This window comes from Palleronia pontilimi (assembly GCF_016412875.1).
GTDB classification, from domain to species: domain Bacteria; phylum Pseudomonadota; class Alphaproteobacteria; order Rhodobacterales; family Rhodobacteraceae; genus Palleronia; species Palleronia pontilimi.
In genome coordinates, this window is record NZ_JAEKPD010000009.1 from 123,603 (window position 1) to 139,061 (window position 15,459).

Here is a 15,459-nt window from a genome sequence, read left to right on the forward strand (position 1 = left end):
AAGGGCAGGTCCGAAGACCTGCCCAATTCCGCGTTCCGATCCGGTTGGGATCAGAAGTTCATCCGGATACCGAACGAGTAGTTGTCGGTGTCTTCGAAGTCGTTGATGTCGTCGTAGTCGGCATGCGCGTAACCGGCCTGCAGCTCGGCGCCGCCGCCCAGGTCGTAGTTCGCGGTCAGCGCGTAACCCGTCACGTCACCGGCGGTGGTGTCGTACACACCGTAGTTGACGGCGACCAGGATCGCACCGACTTCGTAACCCAGGGCCAGACCGATGTGGTCGTTGATCGGGGCGTTGAACGGGATCTGGTCGGTCTCGGCATCCGAGTCGTTGTCGAAGGTGCCGACAGACAGCGGAACGTTGTCGTAGTCCGAGTAGTTCAGGATCGCGGTGATGCCACCGGCGGTGGCCATGTCCAGGCTCAGGCCGATGACGTCCGAGTCACCGGTCTGCTGGTAGCCAAGACCGGCGCCGAAGCCGAAGCCACCGAATTCGCCTTCGTAGCGAACACCAACACCCAGGACGGTGTCGTCTTCGATGTCGTCGATGGCCGCTTCGAAGTCGTCGAAGAGGTCAGCGTCAGCCGAGTCAGAGTCGTCGTCGATCTCGGCCGAAGCGGCGAACGAGAAGGCGCCGAACGAATAGTCGTAACGCGCGACCTGGCCGTCATAGGTGCCGTCGAGGCCCGAGTTGCCGTTGTAGCCGGCGTGCTCGTTCACGTCGTCGATGGTTCCGCCGATGATGGCTTCCTTCATCACGAAGTCCAGCGCACCGTCGGTGTCGCCCATCGACAGGTTGCCGTAGGCACCCGACACGTAGATGTACGAGTCGTCGCCGCCTTCGGAGGGCACGAACGCGCCGCCTTCTTGGGTCGAGTCCAGGTCGACTTCGGCACCGAAGGTCAGGCCGCCGTCGGTTTCGCCCGAAAGCGAGAAGTCAACGTCAACGTCGGTGTGGAACTGACCGTCGCGGTCGACCAACTCGTTGGCGTTATCGTCTTCGTTGAGCTGGTTGACCTCACCACCGACGACACCCATTTCGGCGAAGCCGCCAAGGCTGACTTCAGCAGCCAGCGCGAACGACGTGGACGCAACGAGCGCCGTGGTCGCAAGAAGAATATTTTTCATGGTTTCCCTCATGATCTCAAGTTCCGGCCCCATGAGGACGAGCGCCTCGTGGGTACAGCGTTGGAGTGCGCCTTTCACGCGGCCGTTTCAAGCAATCGCGGCCGCCCGAACTGTTTGCCGACCCGATTGGTGCATGCGTGCCACACCCGCTTTCGGGCGGCTAAAGGGGCCGGGTATAACGGAAAAGGCGCAACACTTGCCGATGGCCGCTGCCGCTGCGCGAGGTCCCATGCACACTCTGCGGTCAGCGCCAGGGCGGTCGGACCGCTCCACCAACGCCACTTCGAAGGCGGCGACACATCCTGTCTTTACAAGGGGCGCTGCGCACCGGGACAGGCCGCCATGCCCGACGCCCGAACGTGAAGGCGCGCCCGGATACGCCCGCCGCGACGCGTACAGTATAGAGTGGCATCCATCGCCGGGGCGGGGCGGGCAAACTGGTTTCTTGCCCGCGTCGCACCTCTGCGCTAGGGATGAGGCAGTTTTGACGGGCGGACGCGGGCAAACCATGGCTTATTCCAAGACGATCGCGATCATCGCGCTGACGGTCGCTGCCGTTGCGACCTCGGGCTGTGGCAACCGCACCGAGTCCGACGGGCTGATTCCCGACCGGTCGCGCGACTCGATCCTGCGCCAGCGCGCCAACACGGTGGCGGGTCAGCCGCGCCGGGAAACGATCTGGGATCTCTTTTCCAATGTCGACGATCCCGACACCAAGATCGAAGTGAACAAGTATATCTGGACCGCCGCGCAGCAGGTCCTGGATTTCCTTCCCATCGAAACCGCCGATCCGTTTTCGGGCGTGATCGTCTATGGCTACGGTCGGCCGCCCGGCGGCGGGCCCGCCTATCGCGCCACCGTCTATGTCCAGGATCCCGCACTCGACGCACGGTCGCTGAACGTGGCGCTGGCGACCAGTGGCGGCCCGGTCAACGCCGACACGACCCGCGCGATCGAGGATGCGATCCTGACCCGCGCGCGCCAGTTGCGGCTGGCCGACGCGCGGCTCTAGACCGCGCGGCCCGCGAACCCGGCGATCCAGTCGAACTGGGCGGGCAGGCAGACCTGCCGCAGATCGTAGGTCCGTTGCACGTGCTGCCGCGCCGCAGCCCCCAGGGCCGCGCGCCGCGAAGGATCGTCCAGCAGCGCGTCGATCCGGTCGACCAGGCCGGGGATGTCGAAGAAGTCGGACAGGATCGCCGTCTTGTCGTGAACCAGCGCCTCGCGCACGGGGGCGGTGTCGCTGGCCACGATCGCCGCTTCGCAGGCCATGGCTTCCAGCAGCGACCAGCTCAGGACGAACGGATAGGTCAGGTAGAGATGCAGGCGCGTCACCTGCAGCAGCCGGGTGAAGTCGTCGCGCGCGATGCGGCCGGTGAAATGCACCCGCGCCAAGTCCGCGTCCGAAATCCGGTCGCGCACCTCGGCAATCATCACATCCTTCCAGGTGCCGCCCTGCTTGGGCGCGCTGCCGTAGCTGACGCCGTCCTCGCCCACCACGATGATCTGCGCGTTCGGACGCCGCTTCAGCAGGTCGGGCAACGCGCGCATGAAGATGTGGAAGCCGCGATAGGGCTCGAGGTTGCGATTGACGAAGCTGATGACCTCGTCCGCCCGCGTCCATGAGCCGACCCCGTCCAGCGTCAGCCGGACGCCGGGGTCGGGACGGATCGCGTCGGTGTCGACGCCGTCATGGATCACCGAGATCTTTTCGCGCAGGCCGGGCGGGTGGCTGTCGGCCTGCCAGAAGGTCGGCGAAATCCCCGCATCGGCGCTTTCCAGTTGCAGCCGCATCCCGAGGTTCTTCATCGCGACCCGGTGGACGCGCCCAAGCTCGTTCGTGGCCTGGAACTCGGGGTCGAAATCCATGTCGGCATTCGCGGCCTGGTAGAAGTATTCGCAGAAGATGCCGATCTTCGCGTCGGGCCAGATGTCGCGCAGGAACAGCGCCTCGCCCCAGCCGGAATGGGCAATGATGACATCGGGCGTCAGCCCGCGCTCTTTCAGCGCTAGGCACGCCCGCAAAACCACGGCCCCGCGATCCACCGCGCGGTTGAGGGTATTGAGCCAGGGGTGCAGCTTGTGGTCCTCGGGCTCGGCGTATTTGTAGGGGACCAGTCGCACACCGCGCCAATCCTGCGGCTTTTCGAAGCGCGAGCTCAGCGCCACGACCCGGTGGCCGCGCTTTGCCAGCGCCGGGGCCAGATGGGCGAACTGGCCCGGAAAGTTCTGGTGCAGAAACAGAAAAACCATGCCATTCCCCGGGGCCCGACCACGCTGCCGCCCATCCATAGCGCAAATTCCGGCGCGCGTAAGGCGCGGGCGGTGCCTTCGCGCTGGACCCTGTCCCACGCGCTGCCTATCAATCACGCGAACCGAAAGATCACGTTAAAGGCCGCCCATGCCCCGCTATGACGCTTCCAAATCCGAGCCCTTCTGGCAGGACGCCTGGGCCAGGTCCGGCACCTTCACCGCCCGCCGCGACGACGCCAAGCCGAAATACTACGTGCTCGAGATGTTTCCCTACCCGTCGGGCAACCTGCATATCGGCCACGTCCGCAACTACGCCATGGGCGACGTGGTGGCGCGCTACAAGCTGGCCACGGGCCACGCCGTGCTGCACCCGATGGGATGGGACGCCTTCGGGCTTCCGGCCGAGAACGCGGCGATGGAGCGGGGCATCCACCCCGAAGGCTGGACCCGCGACAACATCGCCAACATGAAGGCGCAGTTCGCCCGGCTCGGCCTGTCGCTGGACTGGAGCCGCGAATTCGCCACCTGCGATCCGGACTATTACGGCCACCAGCAATCCATGTTCATCGACTTCCTGGAAAAGGGACTGGTCTATCGCAAGAACGCGGTGGTGAACTGGGATCCCGTCGACATGACCGTTCTGGCCAACGAACAGGTCGAGGACGGGCGCGGCTGGCGCTCGGGCGCGCTGGTGGAACGGCGCGAGCTGACCCAGTGGTTCTTCAAGATCTCGGACTACTCGGACGAGCTGCTGTCGGCGCTGGATACGCTCGACAACTGGCCCGAGAAGGTCAAGACGATGCAGGCCAACTGGATCGGCAAGTCGCGCGGCCTGCAATTCGCCTTCGGGCTGGTGGACGCGCCCGAGGGCCACGACCGGATCGAGGTCTATACCACCCGCCCCGACACCTTGCTGGGCGCCAGCTTCGTCGGCATCTCGCCCGATCACCCGCTGGCCCGCCAGCTTGAACAGGACAACCCCGACCTGGCCGCCTTCAGCGCCGAGTGCCGCAAGATGGGCACCGCCGAGGAGGACCTGGAAAAGGCCGAAAAGCGCGGCTTCGACACCGGCCTGCGCGTGCGCCACCCGTTCGACACGGCGTGGGAGCTTCCGGTCTATGTCGCCAACTTCATCCTGATGGATTACGGCACCGGCGCGATCTTCGGCTGCCCGGCCCACGACGCGCGCGACCTGGAATTCGCCCGCAAATACGGCCTGCCGGTCGTCTCGACCTTCGCGCCCGCCAAGGACGACGGCTCGGCCCTGCCCGAAGACGGCGGCGACGCCTACGTGCCGCCCAAGACGGAACCCGTGATCTACGTCCGCGGCTTCGCGGGCGACACCGAGCAGACCGGCAACGACGCCATCGACGCGGCCATCGCCTTTTGCGAGGAGAACGGCGTCGGGCGCGGCGTCACCAAGTTCCGCCTGCGCGACTGGGGCCTGTCGCGGCAACGCTACTGGGGCTGCCCGATCCCGGTGGTCCATTGCGACGCTTGCGGCGTGGTGCCCGAGCGCAAGGAAAACCTGCCCGTCCGCCTGCCCGAGGACGTCAGCTTCGACATCCCCGGCAACCCGCTGGACCGCCACCCCACCTGGCGCGACACGCCCTGCCCCGCCTGCGGCAAGCCCGCCCGCCGCGAAACCGACACGATGGACACCTTCGTCGATTCGTCGTGGTACTACGCGCGCTTCACCTCGCCCGGCGCTGCGACGCCCACCGACCCGGACGAAGCGGCCTACTGGATGAATGTCGACCAGTATATCGGCGGCGTCGAGCACGCGATCCTGCACCTGCTCTATTCGCGCTTTTTCGCCCGCGCCATGAACGAATGCGGCCACCTGCCCGACAAAGCGCGCGAGCCGTTCGACGCGCTGTTCACGCAGGGGATGGTGACGCACGAGATTTATACCAACAAGCTTTTCGGACCCGGCTATTCAGGAAAGAAAACAATACCGACCAATCCTGAAGCATCGGAGAAAGCGTGGATCAGGTCGTCGGTTGAAAAATTTTTCTTTCCCGAAGACGTCGTTTCGTTTTCACACGAAGGCAAGCGTATGGCCGTTCTCAAAGACACTCTCGAAGCAGCAGGAAGAGATCCTCAGAATATTGAGGATCTCGTAGATCAGGAAAGAGAGGACGAAGAGACTGAATTAGGAGTTCTTGTAATCCCGTCGGCCAAGATGTCGAAGTCGAAGAAGAACGTCGTCGATCCCGGCACCATCATCGATCAGTACGGCGCCGACACCGCGCGGTGGTTCGTCCTTTCCGACAGCCCGCCCGAGCGCGACGTGGAATGGACCGCCGCGGGGGCCGAGGCCGCGTCCAAGCACCTGGGCCGCGTCTGGCGCATCGCCGAGGCCGCCAGCGACGCCCCCGACACCGGCAAGGGCGACGACGCGTTGCTGCGCGAGATGCACAAGGCCATCCACGACGTGACCATGGGCATCGAATCCTTCGGCTTCAACACGTCCGTGGCCCGTCTCTATGCCTTCGCCAACGTGCTGCAGAAATCGCAGGCGGGCCGCGCCGCACGCACGCAAGCGGCGCGGACCATGGCGCAGCTCATGTCGCCCATGACCCCGCATCTGAGCGAAGAGATCTGGCGCCTGCTGGGCGGTGAGGGGCTGATCGCCAACGCCCCCTGGCCGCAGGCCGATCCCGCGATGCTGGTCGAAGACGAAGTGACCCTGCCGATCCAGGTGAACGGCAAGCGCCGCGCCGAAATCACGGTGCCCAAGGAGATGTCGAAAGAAGACGTCGAAGCCCGCGCCCTGGCGACGGACGCGGTGCAGAAGGCGTTGCAGGGCGGCTCGCCGAAAAAGGTGATCGTGGTGCCCGGACGGATCGTCAATGTGGTGGTCTAGGCGCCCGCGCCTGCGTGTCCTCGCCGCGCTGGGCTTCCTGCTGGCCGCGTCCTGCGGCTTCACGCCGGTCTATGGCCCCGGCGGTGCGGCGCAGGGCCTTTACGGCGATATCGCCGTGGCCACCCCGTCCGACGTGGCGGGCTACCTGCTGGTCGAGCAGCTCGAGCGGCGTCTGGGCCAGCCCACGGGCGCGCCGCGCTACGATCTGACCGCCGATATCGCGCTCAGCGAAACCGGTCTGGGCATCACGCCCGATCAGGAAACCACCCGCATCCGCCTGCTGGGGCGGCTCGACTACACGCTGACCGACGCCACCAGCGGCGCGCTTGCCAGGCGCGGCAGCGTGCAGAATTTCACCGCGTATTCCGCCCCGGTCTTCAGCGCCGCGCGCAACACGATCGCGGGCAACTCGGTCACCGTTCAGGCCGCCGAGGACGACGCCATCGCGCGGCTCATGGTGATCCTCGCGGACCAGCTGGTGGCCGAATTGCTGGCCACCGCACCCGACTGGCGCGCGGGCCCGTGAAGCTGAACAAGAACGACGCGACCGCCTGGATCGCCAAGCCGCCCGCGGATCGGCCCGGCACGCTGATCTACGGCGACGACGCCATGCGCGTCGCGCTGATTCGACAGGACCTGGTCGCCGCCCTGATCGGACCCAAGGGCGACGAGGAAATGCGCCTGACCCGCCTGCAGGCAGGCGATCTGAGCGGCGAGAAATCCGCCCTGTCGGATGCGCTGAAGGCCCAGGGCTTTTTTCCCGGCCCCCGCGCCGTGCTGGTCGAGGACGCGACCAACACCCACGCCAAGATCATCCTTGCCGCGCTCGAAGACTGGCAGTCGGGCGACGCGCACATGGTCGTGGTCGGCCGCGCGCTTCCGAAGACCTCGCCCCTGCGCAAGGGCTTCGAGACGCATCCAAGGGCCGCCGCCATCGCCATCTACGACGAGCCCATGGGCGTGGCCGAGATGCGCGACGCGCTTGCCAAGGCGGGTCTGACCCGGATCGACCGCGACGCCGAAGGCGCGCTGCGATCGCTTGCCGCCGGGCTGGATCCCGGCGATTTCCGGCAACTGGTCGAAAAGCTGGCGCTCTACAAATCCGGCGACGACGCGCCGCTCGGGGAAGACGACGTGCGCGCCTGCGCGCCTGCCTCGACCGAGGCCGACATGGACGAAATCGTCGCCATCGTCGCCGATGGCCGCTCCGACCTGATCGGCCCCGTCATGCGCCGCCTGTGGTCGCAGGGCGCGCAGCCCGTCGCCTTGTGCATCGCCGCCCAGCGCCATTTCCGCACCCTTCTGACCGCCGCCAGCGATCCCGGCGGCGCGGGCGCGGGCGTGGGACGGCTGCGCCCGCCGGTCTTCGGGCCCCGCCGCGACGCGGTGCTGCGCCGGGCGCAGGGCTGGGGAGCGCCGCGGCTGGAACAGGCCATGCGGCTTCTGACCGACACCGACCTGACCCTGCGCTCGGCCAGCCGCGCGCCGCACATGGCGGTGCTGGAACGGGCCTTCATTCGCCTTGCCATGATGGGAAAACACTGATGCTGACACTCTACGGAACCCCGAAGTCGCGCGCGTTCCGCCCGCTCTGGCTGCTCGAAGAGCTTGAACTGGATTTCGTCCACAAGCCCGTCCCGCCCCACGATTCGGCGCTGAAGAAGCTGAACCCGTCGGGCAAGGTGCCGGTCCTCGTGGCCAACGGCGTCACGATCACCGATTCGACCGCGATCCTGACCTATCTGGCCGACCGCGAGGGCAAGCTGACCCATCCTGCGGGCTCGCTCGATCGGGCCAAGCAGGACGCGGTGATGTTCCAGGCCCTGGACGAGCTCGACAGCTGCCTGTGGACCGCCGCGCGCCATTCCTTCGTGCTGCCCGAAGACCGGCGCGTGCCGGAAGTGAAGGACAGCCTGAAATGGGAATTCAGCCGCGCCATCGACCGCATGGCGACGCATCTGAAGGACCGCGAATTCGTCACCGGCGACGACATGACCATCGCCGATATCGTCGTGACCCATTGCGGCGGCTGGGCGGTGACGGCGAAGTTCCCGCTCGAGAACGATACCTTCCGCGCCTATCTCGACCGGATGCGGGCGCGCCCGGCCTATATCCGCGCGGCGGGCCGCTAGGCGTCGGAACGAAGCGCGGCGGCGGCGGTTGACCCTTCGACACGCAGCCCGGAGGATCCGTCTTGTCCCAGAAATCAGCTATCGTCTGCGGCGGCAGCGCCGGTGTTGGCCGCGCCGTGGTCGCGGCCCTTGTCGACCGCGGCTACAAGGTCGGCGTGATCGCGCGCGGGCAGGACCGCCTGGACCGGATGGCCCAGGACGACACCATCGTCACCGCCAGCGCCGACGTGGCCGATGCCGACGCGCTGGCCGCCGCCGTCGATACCCTGGTGGACCGGATCGGCACGCCGACGGTCTGGGTCAACTCGGCCATGCTCACGAGCTTTTCGCCCTTCGAGCAAGTCGGCGCCGACGAATTCCGCCGCATCGTGGACGTGACGCTGATCGGCCAGGCCAACGGCACGCGTCTGGCGCTTCGACACATGAAGCGGGGCAACATCGTCAATGTCGGATCGGGCCTGGCCTATCGCCCGGTGCCGTTCCAGGCGGCCTATTGCGCGTCGAAACACGGGATCAACGGCTTCTCGTCGTCGGTCCGGTCCGAGCTTCTGCGCGACAAGCGGCCCATCACCTTGTCGCTGGTGCAGCTTCCCGCGATCAACACGCCGCAATTCGACTGGGCGCTGAACCGGCTTAAGATGAAGCCGCAGCCCGCGCCGCCGATCTACCAGCCCGAGGTGCCCGCCCGCGCCGTCATGCAGGCCATCGACAAGAACGCGCGCGAGCTCTTCGTGGGCACGTCGGTGCTGAAGCTGGTGCTGCCGAACTTCTTCCTGCCCGACTGGCTGGACCGCAAGCTGGCGGATAGCGGCGCCGAGATGCAGAAATCCGACCGGGACGAGCCCGGCGGGCGGCCCAACAACCTGTACGATCCGGTCGATTACGACGCGACCGCCCATGGCAGCTTCGACGACCGCGCGAAGGACAGCGGGTTGATCGTCGACGCGGATCTCGTGCGCAAGGCGGCGCTCGCCGCGTTGGTGGGCGTGCCGTTCCTGCTGGGCCTGCTGATCGGCTAGACGCGGCTCAGGCGCGCGGCAAAGCGCGACGGGCCGGTCACCTCGACGATCGTCTCGCCGTCCTCGGGCAGCGCGATGCGGTCGCCGAAATCGAACACGCCGCGCCACGATGCGCCGCCCGCCTCGATCGCCAGGCGCAACACCGCGCCCTCGACATCCGCCGAAACCGTGTCGGGGTCGGGAAACCCCGCCTGCCCGCGCAACGCCAGCACGCGGCGATAGAACGACAGCACCGATTGCGGATCGCTGTCCTGAGCCGCCACCGACAGTCCCGCGGGCCAGCCCATCGGCAACCAGGGCGTCCCGCTGGAAAACCCGCCATTCGGCCCGTCGTCCCACGGAAGCGGCACCCGCGCGCCGTCGCGGCCCGGCCCGTCGGGCCAGTAGAGCAGGTCGTGCGGGTCGCGCGTGGCCTCTTTCGACAGCGTGGGATGGGGCAATCCAAGCTCTTCCCCCTGGAACAGCATCAGCGACCCGGGCAGCACCGACAACAGCAGCGCGAAGAACTTCGCCGCCTGCGCCGTCCCGTCGCCATGGGCCGAGACGTGGCGCGCCACGTCGTGGTTCGACAGCCACCAGGGCGCGATCCAGTCACCGTCCATCCGCGCGATCAGGTCGGCATAGGTCCGCGGATCGCCGCCGCCCTCGCCCAGCAACAACGGATAGGCCGCGTCGAGCCGTCCCTCATGGGTGAAATTCCGCGACAGCTCGATGGCGCGGTTGCCGGAATTGTTCTCGCCCACGATCCACTTGTCCGGCCCCGCCCAGTCGCGCACCGTGGCGCCGAAAGCCGCACCGTCGCCGGGCAGCATGTCGTAGACGTGGTCCTGCCAGGTATAGGGGTTGAAGTCCGCGCCACTGACCTTGGCCTTCACCTCGGGCGACGCGGGCGGGTTGTCCTTCATCGACGTGTCGAACAGGTAGGAGGTGATCGCGTCCATGCGGAAACCGTCGACACCCCGCGCGCACCAGAACTCCACCGTCTCGCGGTGGTCGTCCTGCACCGGCCCGTGGCGCAGGTCCAGCGATGGCTGGCAGGACAGGAACTGGTGGAAATAATACTGCCGCCGCTTGTGGTTCCAGGTCCAGGCGGGCTGGCCGAAGAAGCTGAGCCAGTTGTTCGGCGCCGTGCCGTCGGGCTTGGGGTCACGCCAGACATAGCGCGCCGCCGCGTCCTCGTCGCCGTCGATGGCGGCCAGGAAGTTCGGATGCTCGCAGGAGGTGTGGTTGAACACCAAGTCGAAGATCACCCCCAGACCCATCCCGTGCGCCGTCTCGATCAGCGCATCCACGTCGTCCAGCGTGCCGAAGCGCGGATCGACCGCGCGGTGATCGGCGATGTCGTAGCCACCATCGTCCATGGGCGAGACGTAGAAGGGCGCGAGCCACACCGCATCCACCCCCAAATCGCGAACGTGGCCCAGATTGTCGATCACGCCGCGCAGATCGCCCTCGCCCGTTCCGGTCGTGTCGCGGAACGAGCGTGGGTAGATCTCGTAGATTGTCGGGTTCTTCAGGCTACGCGCCAACCACCATGCCCCCGTTGGGATGCAGGCATTGCCCGGTGTAGTAATTGCCGTCGTCGCTGGCCAGGAACAGGAAGGCGGTCGCGACTTCCCACGGTTGCCCCGCGCGGCCCATGGGCACGCCCGAGCCGAAATCCTCGACCTGTGCGGCGGGCATGGTGCCGGGGATGAACGGCGTCCAGATCGGGCCCGGCGCCACGGCGTTCACGCGGATGCCACGCTCGGCCAGGTTCGACGCCAGGGACCGCGTGAAGGCCAGCGACGCGCCACGCGTGGTGGAATAGGTCACCAGCGATCCCATGCCCGCGAAGGCGTTGACCGACGACGTGTTCACGATGGCTGCCCCTTCGCCCAGGTGCGGCAGCGCGGCCTGGGTGCAGAAGAAATACGACATGACGTTGCTGTCCATCATCCGGCGCAGCTTGTCTTCGCTGATCTGCGCGAAATCCTCGTCGATCCATTGCTGGGCCGCGTTGTTGACCAGGATATCCAGCTTGCCGAAGCGGTCCACGGTCTTTTGCACCGCGGCTTCGCAATTGGCTTTCTCGGCCAGGTCGCCTTCGATCAGCAGCGCCTCGCCGCCCTCGTCTTCCTCGACGATGCGCTTGGTTTCCTCGGCATCCTGGCTTTCGTGCAGGTAGGCGATGGCCACCTTCGCGCCCTCGCGCGCGAACAGGGCCGCGACGGCGCGGCCGATGCCACTGTCGCCGCCGGTGATCAGCGCGACCTTGCCGTCCAGCTTGCCCGCGCCGGGATGGCGCGGCGTGTAGTCGGGTGCCGGGTCCATCTTGTATTCGTCCGCGGGCATCGCGTCCTGATGCTGGGCGGGGATCTTCACGGAATCTTGCATGGGGATCTCCTTCAGGTGTTCATCGTGGCGACGGCGCCGCCATCGACGCGATAGGCCGAGCCGGTCACGAAGCTCGCGCGGTCCGAGCAGAGCAGCGCGATCACGGCGGACACCTCTTCGGGCTGGCCGCGGCGGCCGATCTTCAGGAACGGACGCTCTTCCTTCAGGAAGCTTTCGACCGCTTCTTGCTTGCTGACGCCCAGCTCTTCCGAGCGCATGTCCATCATGTAGTCGGTCATGGGCGTCTCGATGAAGGCCGGGGCGACGGTGTTGGCCAGCACGCCATGGGGCGCGTAAACCTGCGCCAGACCCTTGATGAAGTTCAAAAGCGCGGCCTTCGAGGTGTTATAGACCGCCTCGTCCTCGTAGGGTTGCACGGCGTTTTCGGACGTCACGCAGACGATCCGCCCCCAGCCCTTGTCGGTCATCTGGGGCATCATCGCCCGGATCACGCGCACGGCGCTCAGGAAGTTGGTTTCCCACACGCGGTGGTATTCCTCGTCCGTCATTTCCAGCGGATCGCCCTTCTTGCCGGTAACGCCCGCGGCATGGACCAGGATGTCGATGCCACCCGCATCCGCCACGAAGGCGCGCAGGCGCTCGATATGGTCCGTATCCGTCAGGTCGGCCGCCATGTACGCCACGTCCCCGTCCAGCGATCCGGCGGCGTCCTTCAACTCGCCCTCGTCCAGGTCCGTCAGCGTCACCGTCACGCCCTCGGCGACCAGGTCGCGCGCGGCGGCCAGCGCCAATCCGCCGCTGCCACCGGTGACCAGCGCGTGTTTTCCCTTGATCTTCAGATCCATTCCGAAATCCTCGTTCTGTGTCTCGTTCGCCGGACAACGGACCGGGGCACCCCGTGTTCCGTATTTCAGAACTGGTCGAGAATATGTCGCGCCGTCATCAGGTCCAGATGCGCGCCACCGCCATTCTTGAAGACAGTGATCTCGTCGTCCGACGCGCGGGCGAAGGCGTCGGGCTGGTAGTAATCCGCCACGATATCGTCCTCGGCGATCTCGCCTGCCTCCAGCGGGATCTTCAATTCTCCGATATGCGCCAGCGTCGTGTCGCGGCTGTCGACGAAGATGCGCCCGCGCCGAAGCACTTCGGTATCGGCCTCGCGCATGTCGGGACGGTAGGCGCCGATCAGGTCCACGTGTTGGCCGGGCTGCAGCCAGGCGCCGTGCAGGATCGGCCGGGTCGCCATGGTGGCGCAGGCGATGATGTCGGCCGCGCCCACGGCGGATTGCAGATCGTCCGCCACCGCGACCCCGTAACGATCGGCGGCCAGGGCTTCGGCACTGGCGCGGGTGCGGTTCCAGACGGTGAACCGCGCGTCCGGGAACGCCGCGCCGTAAGCGTCGACCAGCGACCCCGCGACCGTGCCCGCGCCGACGATCAGGATCTTGCGGCTGCCCGGCCGCGCCAGCCTGCGCGCCGCCAGCAGCGAATCGCCCGCCGTCTTCCACTTGGTCAGCAGGTGAAAGTCGATAACCGCCTCGAGGGTGCCGTCGGTATCGGAATACAGACACGCGCCGCCATTCACGCTGGGCAAATCGCGGTTGCCGGGAAAGATGGTGGCCGATTTCACCAGCAGCCCCAACCCGTCGATCCACGCGGCCCGGTTCAGCAGCGTGTCGTCGCCGCGGTAGAGAAATCCGTCGGTGATCTGCGCCTTCGGCAGCTTGTGCCCCTCGGCCAGCGCGTCGGTCAGCGCCAGCCAGTCCAGCCGCGCCTCGCCTTCCTCGAAGTCGATGATCCTCATGGCGCGGCCTCGGCGGGCGACAGCAGTCCCTCGGCCACCAGCCGGTCGGCCCAGCCTTCGGGCCCGGTGAAGGGATGCGTCTGCCAGCCCCGCGCGGCGGCGGCGGTGATGTTGTCGGCGCGGTCGTCGGTGAAGAGCAGCCGGTCGGGCGCGAAAGGCGACGCGGCCTCGACCATCTCGTAGATGCGCGGATCTGGCTTGATGACGCCCATATGCCCCGACACGAAATCACGGTCGAACTCGGACAGGAAGTCGAATTGCGTCGCGGCATAGGCGAAGCTTTCGACGCCGAAATTCGTCAGCGACCAGACCGGCACCCCCTTCGAGCGCAGGCGCCGCATCAGCGCCACCGAATGGGGGATCACCGGGTGCGCCAGCTCGATCCAGCGGTCGTGCCACATGCGGATCTCGTCGCGCCAGTCCGGCGTCGCGTCCGCCACCTCGTAGATCACGTCGCGGAACGGCTCGCCCCGGTCCACCCGGTCGTTCATGCCGTGCAGGTCCACCTCGGCGAACATGGCCTCGCGCCGGTCGCGCCCGATCTCGCGGTCGTAGAACCGTTCGGGCTGCCATTCGATCAGAACGTTGCCGATGTCGAAGATCACCACGTCAACCGCCATCGGACACCTCTTTTGCCGCCGCGCGCATGGCCGCTTCCAGCGCGTTGGAAAAGCGCGACCGGTCCGCCTTGGAAAACGGCCTGCCGCCGCCCTGCCGGAACGGATCGGCGGCGCGCAGGTCGGTCATCAAATCGCGCGTCGCCAGAACGTTGCCGATGTTGACGGCCGTCAACGCCTCGCCATCGGGGCGCAGCACGCGCGCACCCGCCTCGACGCATTTCGCAGCCAGTGGGATGTCATTGGTCACCACCACGTCGCCCGCCTTCGCGCGCTCGGCGATCCACATATCGGCCACGTCGGGGCCATCGGGGACGAACACCATCTCGACCAACGGATTGCGCGACGGCCGCAGCCCGCCATTGGACACCATGTAGGCCTGGATGCGGTGGCGCGTGGCGACCGCTTCGACCTCGGCCTTCACCGGGCAGGCGTCGGCGTCCACGTAGATCACGCCCAAAGCGCCTCGGCATGCAGGGCCATGTGGTCGTCGATGAAGGACGACACGAAGAAATAGCTGTGGTCGTAGCCCTTCTGCATCCGGAACGTGGCGGGCTGGCGGCGCCGCGCGATGGCCGACGCCAGAGCTTCGGGCTTCAGCAGGTCCAGGAACTGGTCGTCGGTGCCCTGGTCGATCAGCATGGGTCCGCGGAAGCCGCGCTCTTCCACCAGCACGCTGGCGTCGTGCTTGCGGCGCTTCTCGCGATCCTCGCCCAGATAGGCGGTCAGTTGCGGCTTGCCCCAGTCGCTGTCCAGCGTGTTCGCCATGGGCGCGAAGGCCGACACGCTGCGGAACCGGTCGGGCAGGTTCATCGCGATGGTCAACGCGCCGTGCCCGCCCATGGAATGTCCGGTGATCGCCTGCCGGTCCATGTCCAGCGGGAAATTCTCGGCCAGAAGCGCGGGCAATTCGTCGGTGACGTAGCTCCACATCTTGAAGTGCTTGGCCCACTTGCCCTTGGTCGCGTCCACGTAGAAGCCCGCGCCCTGGCCCATGGCGAAATCGTCCGCGTCGGGCACGCCGTCGCCGCGCGGCGAGGTGTCGGGAAACACCACCGCCACGCCGACCTCGGACGCGAAAGCCTGCGCGCCCGCCTTGGTCATGGCGTTCTCGTGCGTGCAGGTCAGGCCCGACAGGAACCACAGCAGCGGCACCGGCCCCGACTGCGCCTCGGGCGGCAGGTACAGACCGAAGGTCATGTCGCAATTGCAGGCGGTGCTGGCGTGGGAATGGACGCCTTGCACACCGCCGAAGCTGACGTTTTCGGACAGGGTCTTCATCGCGCGCCTCCGGTTGGGTC

The 15,459-nt window shown here is 66.9% G+C and carries 15 protein-coding genes; 6 read left to right on the plus strand and 9 right to left on the minus strand.

Translation table 11 applies throughout. From position 1 onward, the window contains the following. Positions 1 to 50 precede the first annotated feature (50 nt). Complete coding sequence (locus tag ILP92_RS10865) at positions 51 to 1,127, minus strand: porin (protein ID WP_198916420.1); 1,077 nt, start codon at positions 1,125 to 1,127, stop codon at positions 51 to 53. Between the two features lie 508 nt (positions 1,128 to 1,635). Here ILP92_RS10865 and ILP92_RS10870 point away from each other — a divergent pair. Next, a complete protein-coding gene (locus tag ILP92_RS10870; RefSeq protein ID WP_198916421.1) occupies positions 1,636 to 2,139 on the plus strand; it encodes a DUF3576 domain-containing protein in 504 nt (167 codons plus the stop codon). Here the strand turns inward: ILP92_RS10870 and ILP92_RS10875 are convergent. Then, positions 2,136 to 3,380, minus strand: coding sequence for a glycosyltransferase (locus ILP92_RS10875; protein WP_198916422.1), 1,245 nt, complete (start codon positions 3,378 to 3,380; stop codon positions 2,136 to 2,138). The two genes, ILP92_RS10870 and ILP92_RS10875, sit on opposite strands and share 4 nt — an antisense overlap. A gap of 148 nt (positions 3,381 to 3,528) precedes the next feature. Between ILP92_RS10875 and leuS the strand changes: the two genes are divergently transcribed. The 5 genes from leuS (at position 3,529) to ILP92_RS10900 (ending at position 9,400) form a co-directional block, all read left to right on the plus strand. After that, entirely contained in the window at positions 3,529 to 6,249 is a 2,721-nt protein-coding gene (gene leuS / locus ILP92_RS10880; protein WP_198916423.1) for a leucine--tRNA ligase, read from the plus strand. Next, on the plus strand, positions 6,236 to 6,775 hold the full coding sequence (lptE, locus tag ILP92_RS10885; RefSeq protein WP_198916424.1) for an LPS assembly lipoprotein LptE: 540 nt from the start codon (positions 6,236 to 6,238) through the stop codon (positions 6,773 to 6,775). The genes leuS and lptE overlap by 14 nt, the downstream gene beginning before the upstream one ends. Then, complete coding sequence (gene holA, locus ILP92_RS10890) at positions 6,772 to 7,794, plus strand: DNA polymerase III subunit delta (protein WP_198916425.1); 1,023 nt, start codon at positions 6,772 to 6,774, stop codon at positions 7,792 to 7,794. The genes lptE and holA overlap by 4 nt, the downstream gene beginning before the upstream one ends. Next, the gene (locus ILP92_RS10895; protein WP_198916426.1) at positions 7,794 to 8,381 is read left to right on the plus strand and encodes a glutathione S-transferase family protein; all 588 of its coding nucleotides are present in this window, start codon (positions 7,794 to 7,796) and stop codon (positions 8,379 to 8,381) included. The genes holA and ILP92_RS10895 overlap by 1 nt, the downstream gene beginning before the upstream one ends. 62 nt (positions 8,382 to 8,443) lie before the next feature. Beyond that, positions 8,444 to 9,400, plus strand: a complete 957-nt coding sequence (locus ILP92_RS10900) for an SDR family oxidoreductase (RefSeq protein ID WP_198916427.1) — start codon at positions 8,444 to 8,446, stop codon at positions 9,398 to 9,400. Here the strand turns inward: ILP92_RS10900 and ILP92_RS10905 are convergent. The 7 genes from ILP92_RS10905 to fghA all read right to left on the minus strand — a co-directional run bounded on the left by ILP92_RS10905 (position 9,397) and on the right by fghA (position 15,439). After that, positions 9,397 to 10,929 (minus strand): alpha-amylase family glycosyl hydrolase, encoded by a 1,533-nt coding sequence (locus tag ILP92_RS10905; protein WP_198916428.1) that lies wholly within the window; start codon positions 10,927 to 10,929, stop codon positions 9,397 to 9,399. The two genes, ILP92_RS10900 and ILP92_RS10905, sit on opposite strands and share 4 nt — an antisense overlap. Next, positions 10,919 to 11,776 carry a glucose 1-dehydrogenase gene (locus tag ILP92_RS10910; protein WP_198916429.1) on the minus strand — a complete coding sequence of 286 codons (858 nt, stop codon included), beginning with the start codon at positions 11,774 to 11,776 and terminating at the stop codon, positions 10,919 to 10,921. The genes ILP92_RS10905 and ILP92_RS10910 overlap by 11 nt, the downstream gene beginning before the upstream one ends. Before the next feature lie 11 nt (positions 11,777 to 11,787). Beyond that, positions 11,788 to 12,582 carry an SDR family NAD(P)-dependent oxidoreductase gene (locus ILP92_RS10915; RefSeq protein WP_198916430.1) on the minus strand — a complete coding sequence of 265 codons (795 nt, stop codon included), beginning with the start codon at positions 12,580 to 12,582 and terminating at the stop codon, positions 11,788 to 11,790. A gap of 65 nt (positions 12,583 to 12,647) precedes the next feature. Then, complete coding sequence (locus tag ILP92_RS10920; RefSeq protein WP_198916431.1) at positions 12,648 to 13,541, minus strand: ornithine cyclodeaminase family protein; 894 nt, start codon at positions 13,539 to 13,541, stop codon at positions 12,648 to 12,650. Then, the gene (locus ILP92_RS10925) at positions 13,538 to 14,161 is read right to left on the minus strand and encodes an HAD family hydrolase (protein WP_198916432.1); all 624 of its coding nucleotides are present in this window, start codon (positions 14,159 to 14,161) and stop codon (positions 13,538 to 13,540) included. Before ILP92_RS10925 ends, ILP92_RS10920 begins: the two co-directional genes overlap by 4 nt. Further along, a complete protein-coding gene (locus ILP92_RS10930) occupies positions 14,151 to 14,612 on the minus strand; it encodes a YaiI/YqxD family protein (RefSeq protein WP_438361552.1) in 462 nt (153 codons plus the stop codon). The genes ILP92_RS10925 and ILP92_RS10930 overlap by 11 nt, the downstream gene beginning before the upstream one ends. Beyond that, complete coding sequence (fghA, locus tag ILP92_RS10935; protein WP_198916434.1) at positions 14,609 to 15,439, minus strand: S-formylglutathione hydrolase; 831 nt, start codon at positions 15,437 to 15,439, stop codon at positions 14,609 to 14,611. The genes ILP92_RS10930 and fghA overlap by 4 nt, the downstream gene beginning before the upstream one ends. Positions 15,440 to 15,459 lie beyond the last annotated feature (20 nt).

Excerpts from the sequence above, each read along its gene's own strand:
- ILP92_RS10865 (WP_198916420.1), bottom strand. The coding sequence starts at position 1,127 with ATGAAAAATATTCTTCTTGCGACCACGGCGCTCGTTGCGTCCACGTCG.
- ILP92_RS10870 (WP_198916421.1), top strand. The coding sequence starts at position 1,636 with ATGGCTTATTCCAAGACGATCGCGATCATCGCGCTGACGGTCGCTGCC.
- ILP92_RS10875 (WP_198916422.1), bottom strand. The coding sequence starts at position 3,380 with ATGGTTTTTCTGTTTCTGCACCAGAACTTTCCGGGCCAGTTCGCCCAT.
- leuS (WP_198916423.1), top strand. The coding sequence starts at position 3,529 with ATGCCCCGCTATGACGCTTCCAAATCCGAGCCCTTCTGGCAGGACGCC.
- lptE (WP_198916424.1), top strand. The coding sequence starts at position 6,236 with ATGTGGTGGTCTAGGCGCCCGCGCCTGCGTGTCCTCGCCGCGCTGGGC.
- ILP92_RS10895 (WP_198916426.1), top strand. The coding sequence starts at position 7,794 with ATGCTGACACTCTACGGAACCCCGAAGTCGCGCGCGTTCCGCCCGCTC.
- ILP92_RS10910 (WP_198916429.1), bottom strand. The coding sequence starts at position 11,776 with ATGCAAGATTCCGTGAAGATCCCCGCCCAGCATCAGGACGCGATGCCC.
- ILP92_RS10915 (WP_198916430.1), bottom strand. The coding sequence starts at position 12,582 with ATGGATCTGAAGATCAAGGGAAAACACGCGCTGGTCACCGGTGGCAGC.
- ILP92_RS10920 (WP_198916431.1), bottom strand. The coding sequence starts at position 13,541 with ATGAGGATCATCGACTTCGAGGAAGGCGAGGCGCGGCTGGACTGGCTG.
- ILP92_RS10925 (WP_198916432.1), bottom strand. The coding sequence starts at position 14,161 with ATGGCGGTTGACGTGGTGATCTTCGACATCGGCAACGTTCTGATCGAA.
- fghA (WP_198916434.1), bottom strand. The coding sequence starts at position 15,439 with ATGAAGACCCTGTCCGAAAACGTCAGCTTCGGCGGTGTGCAAGGCGTC.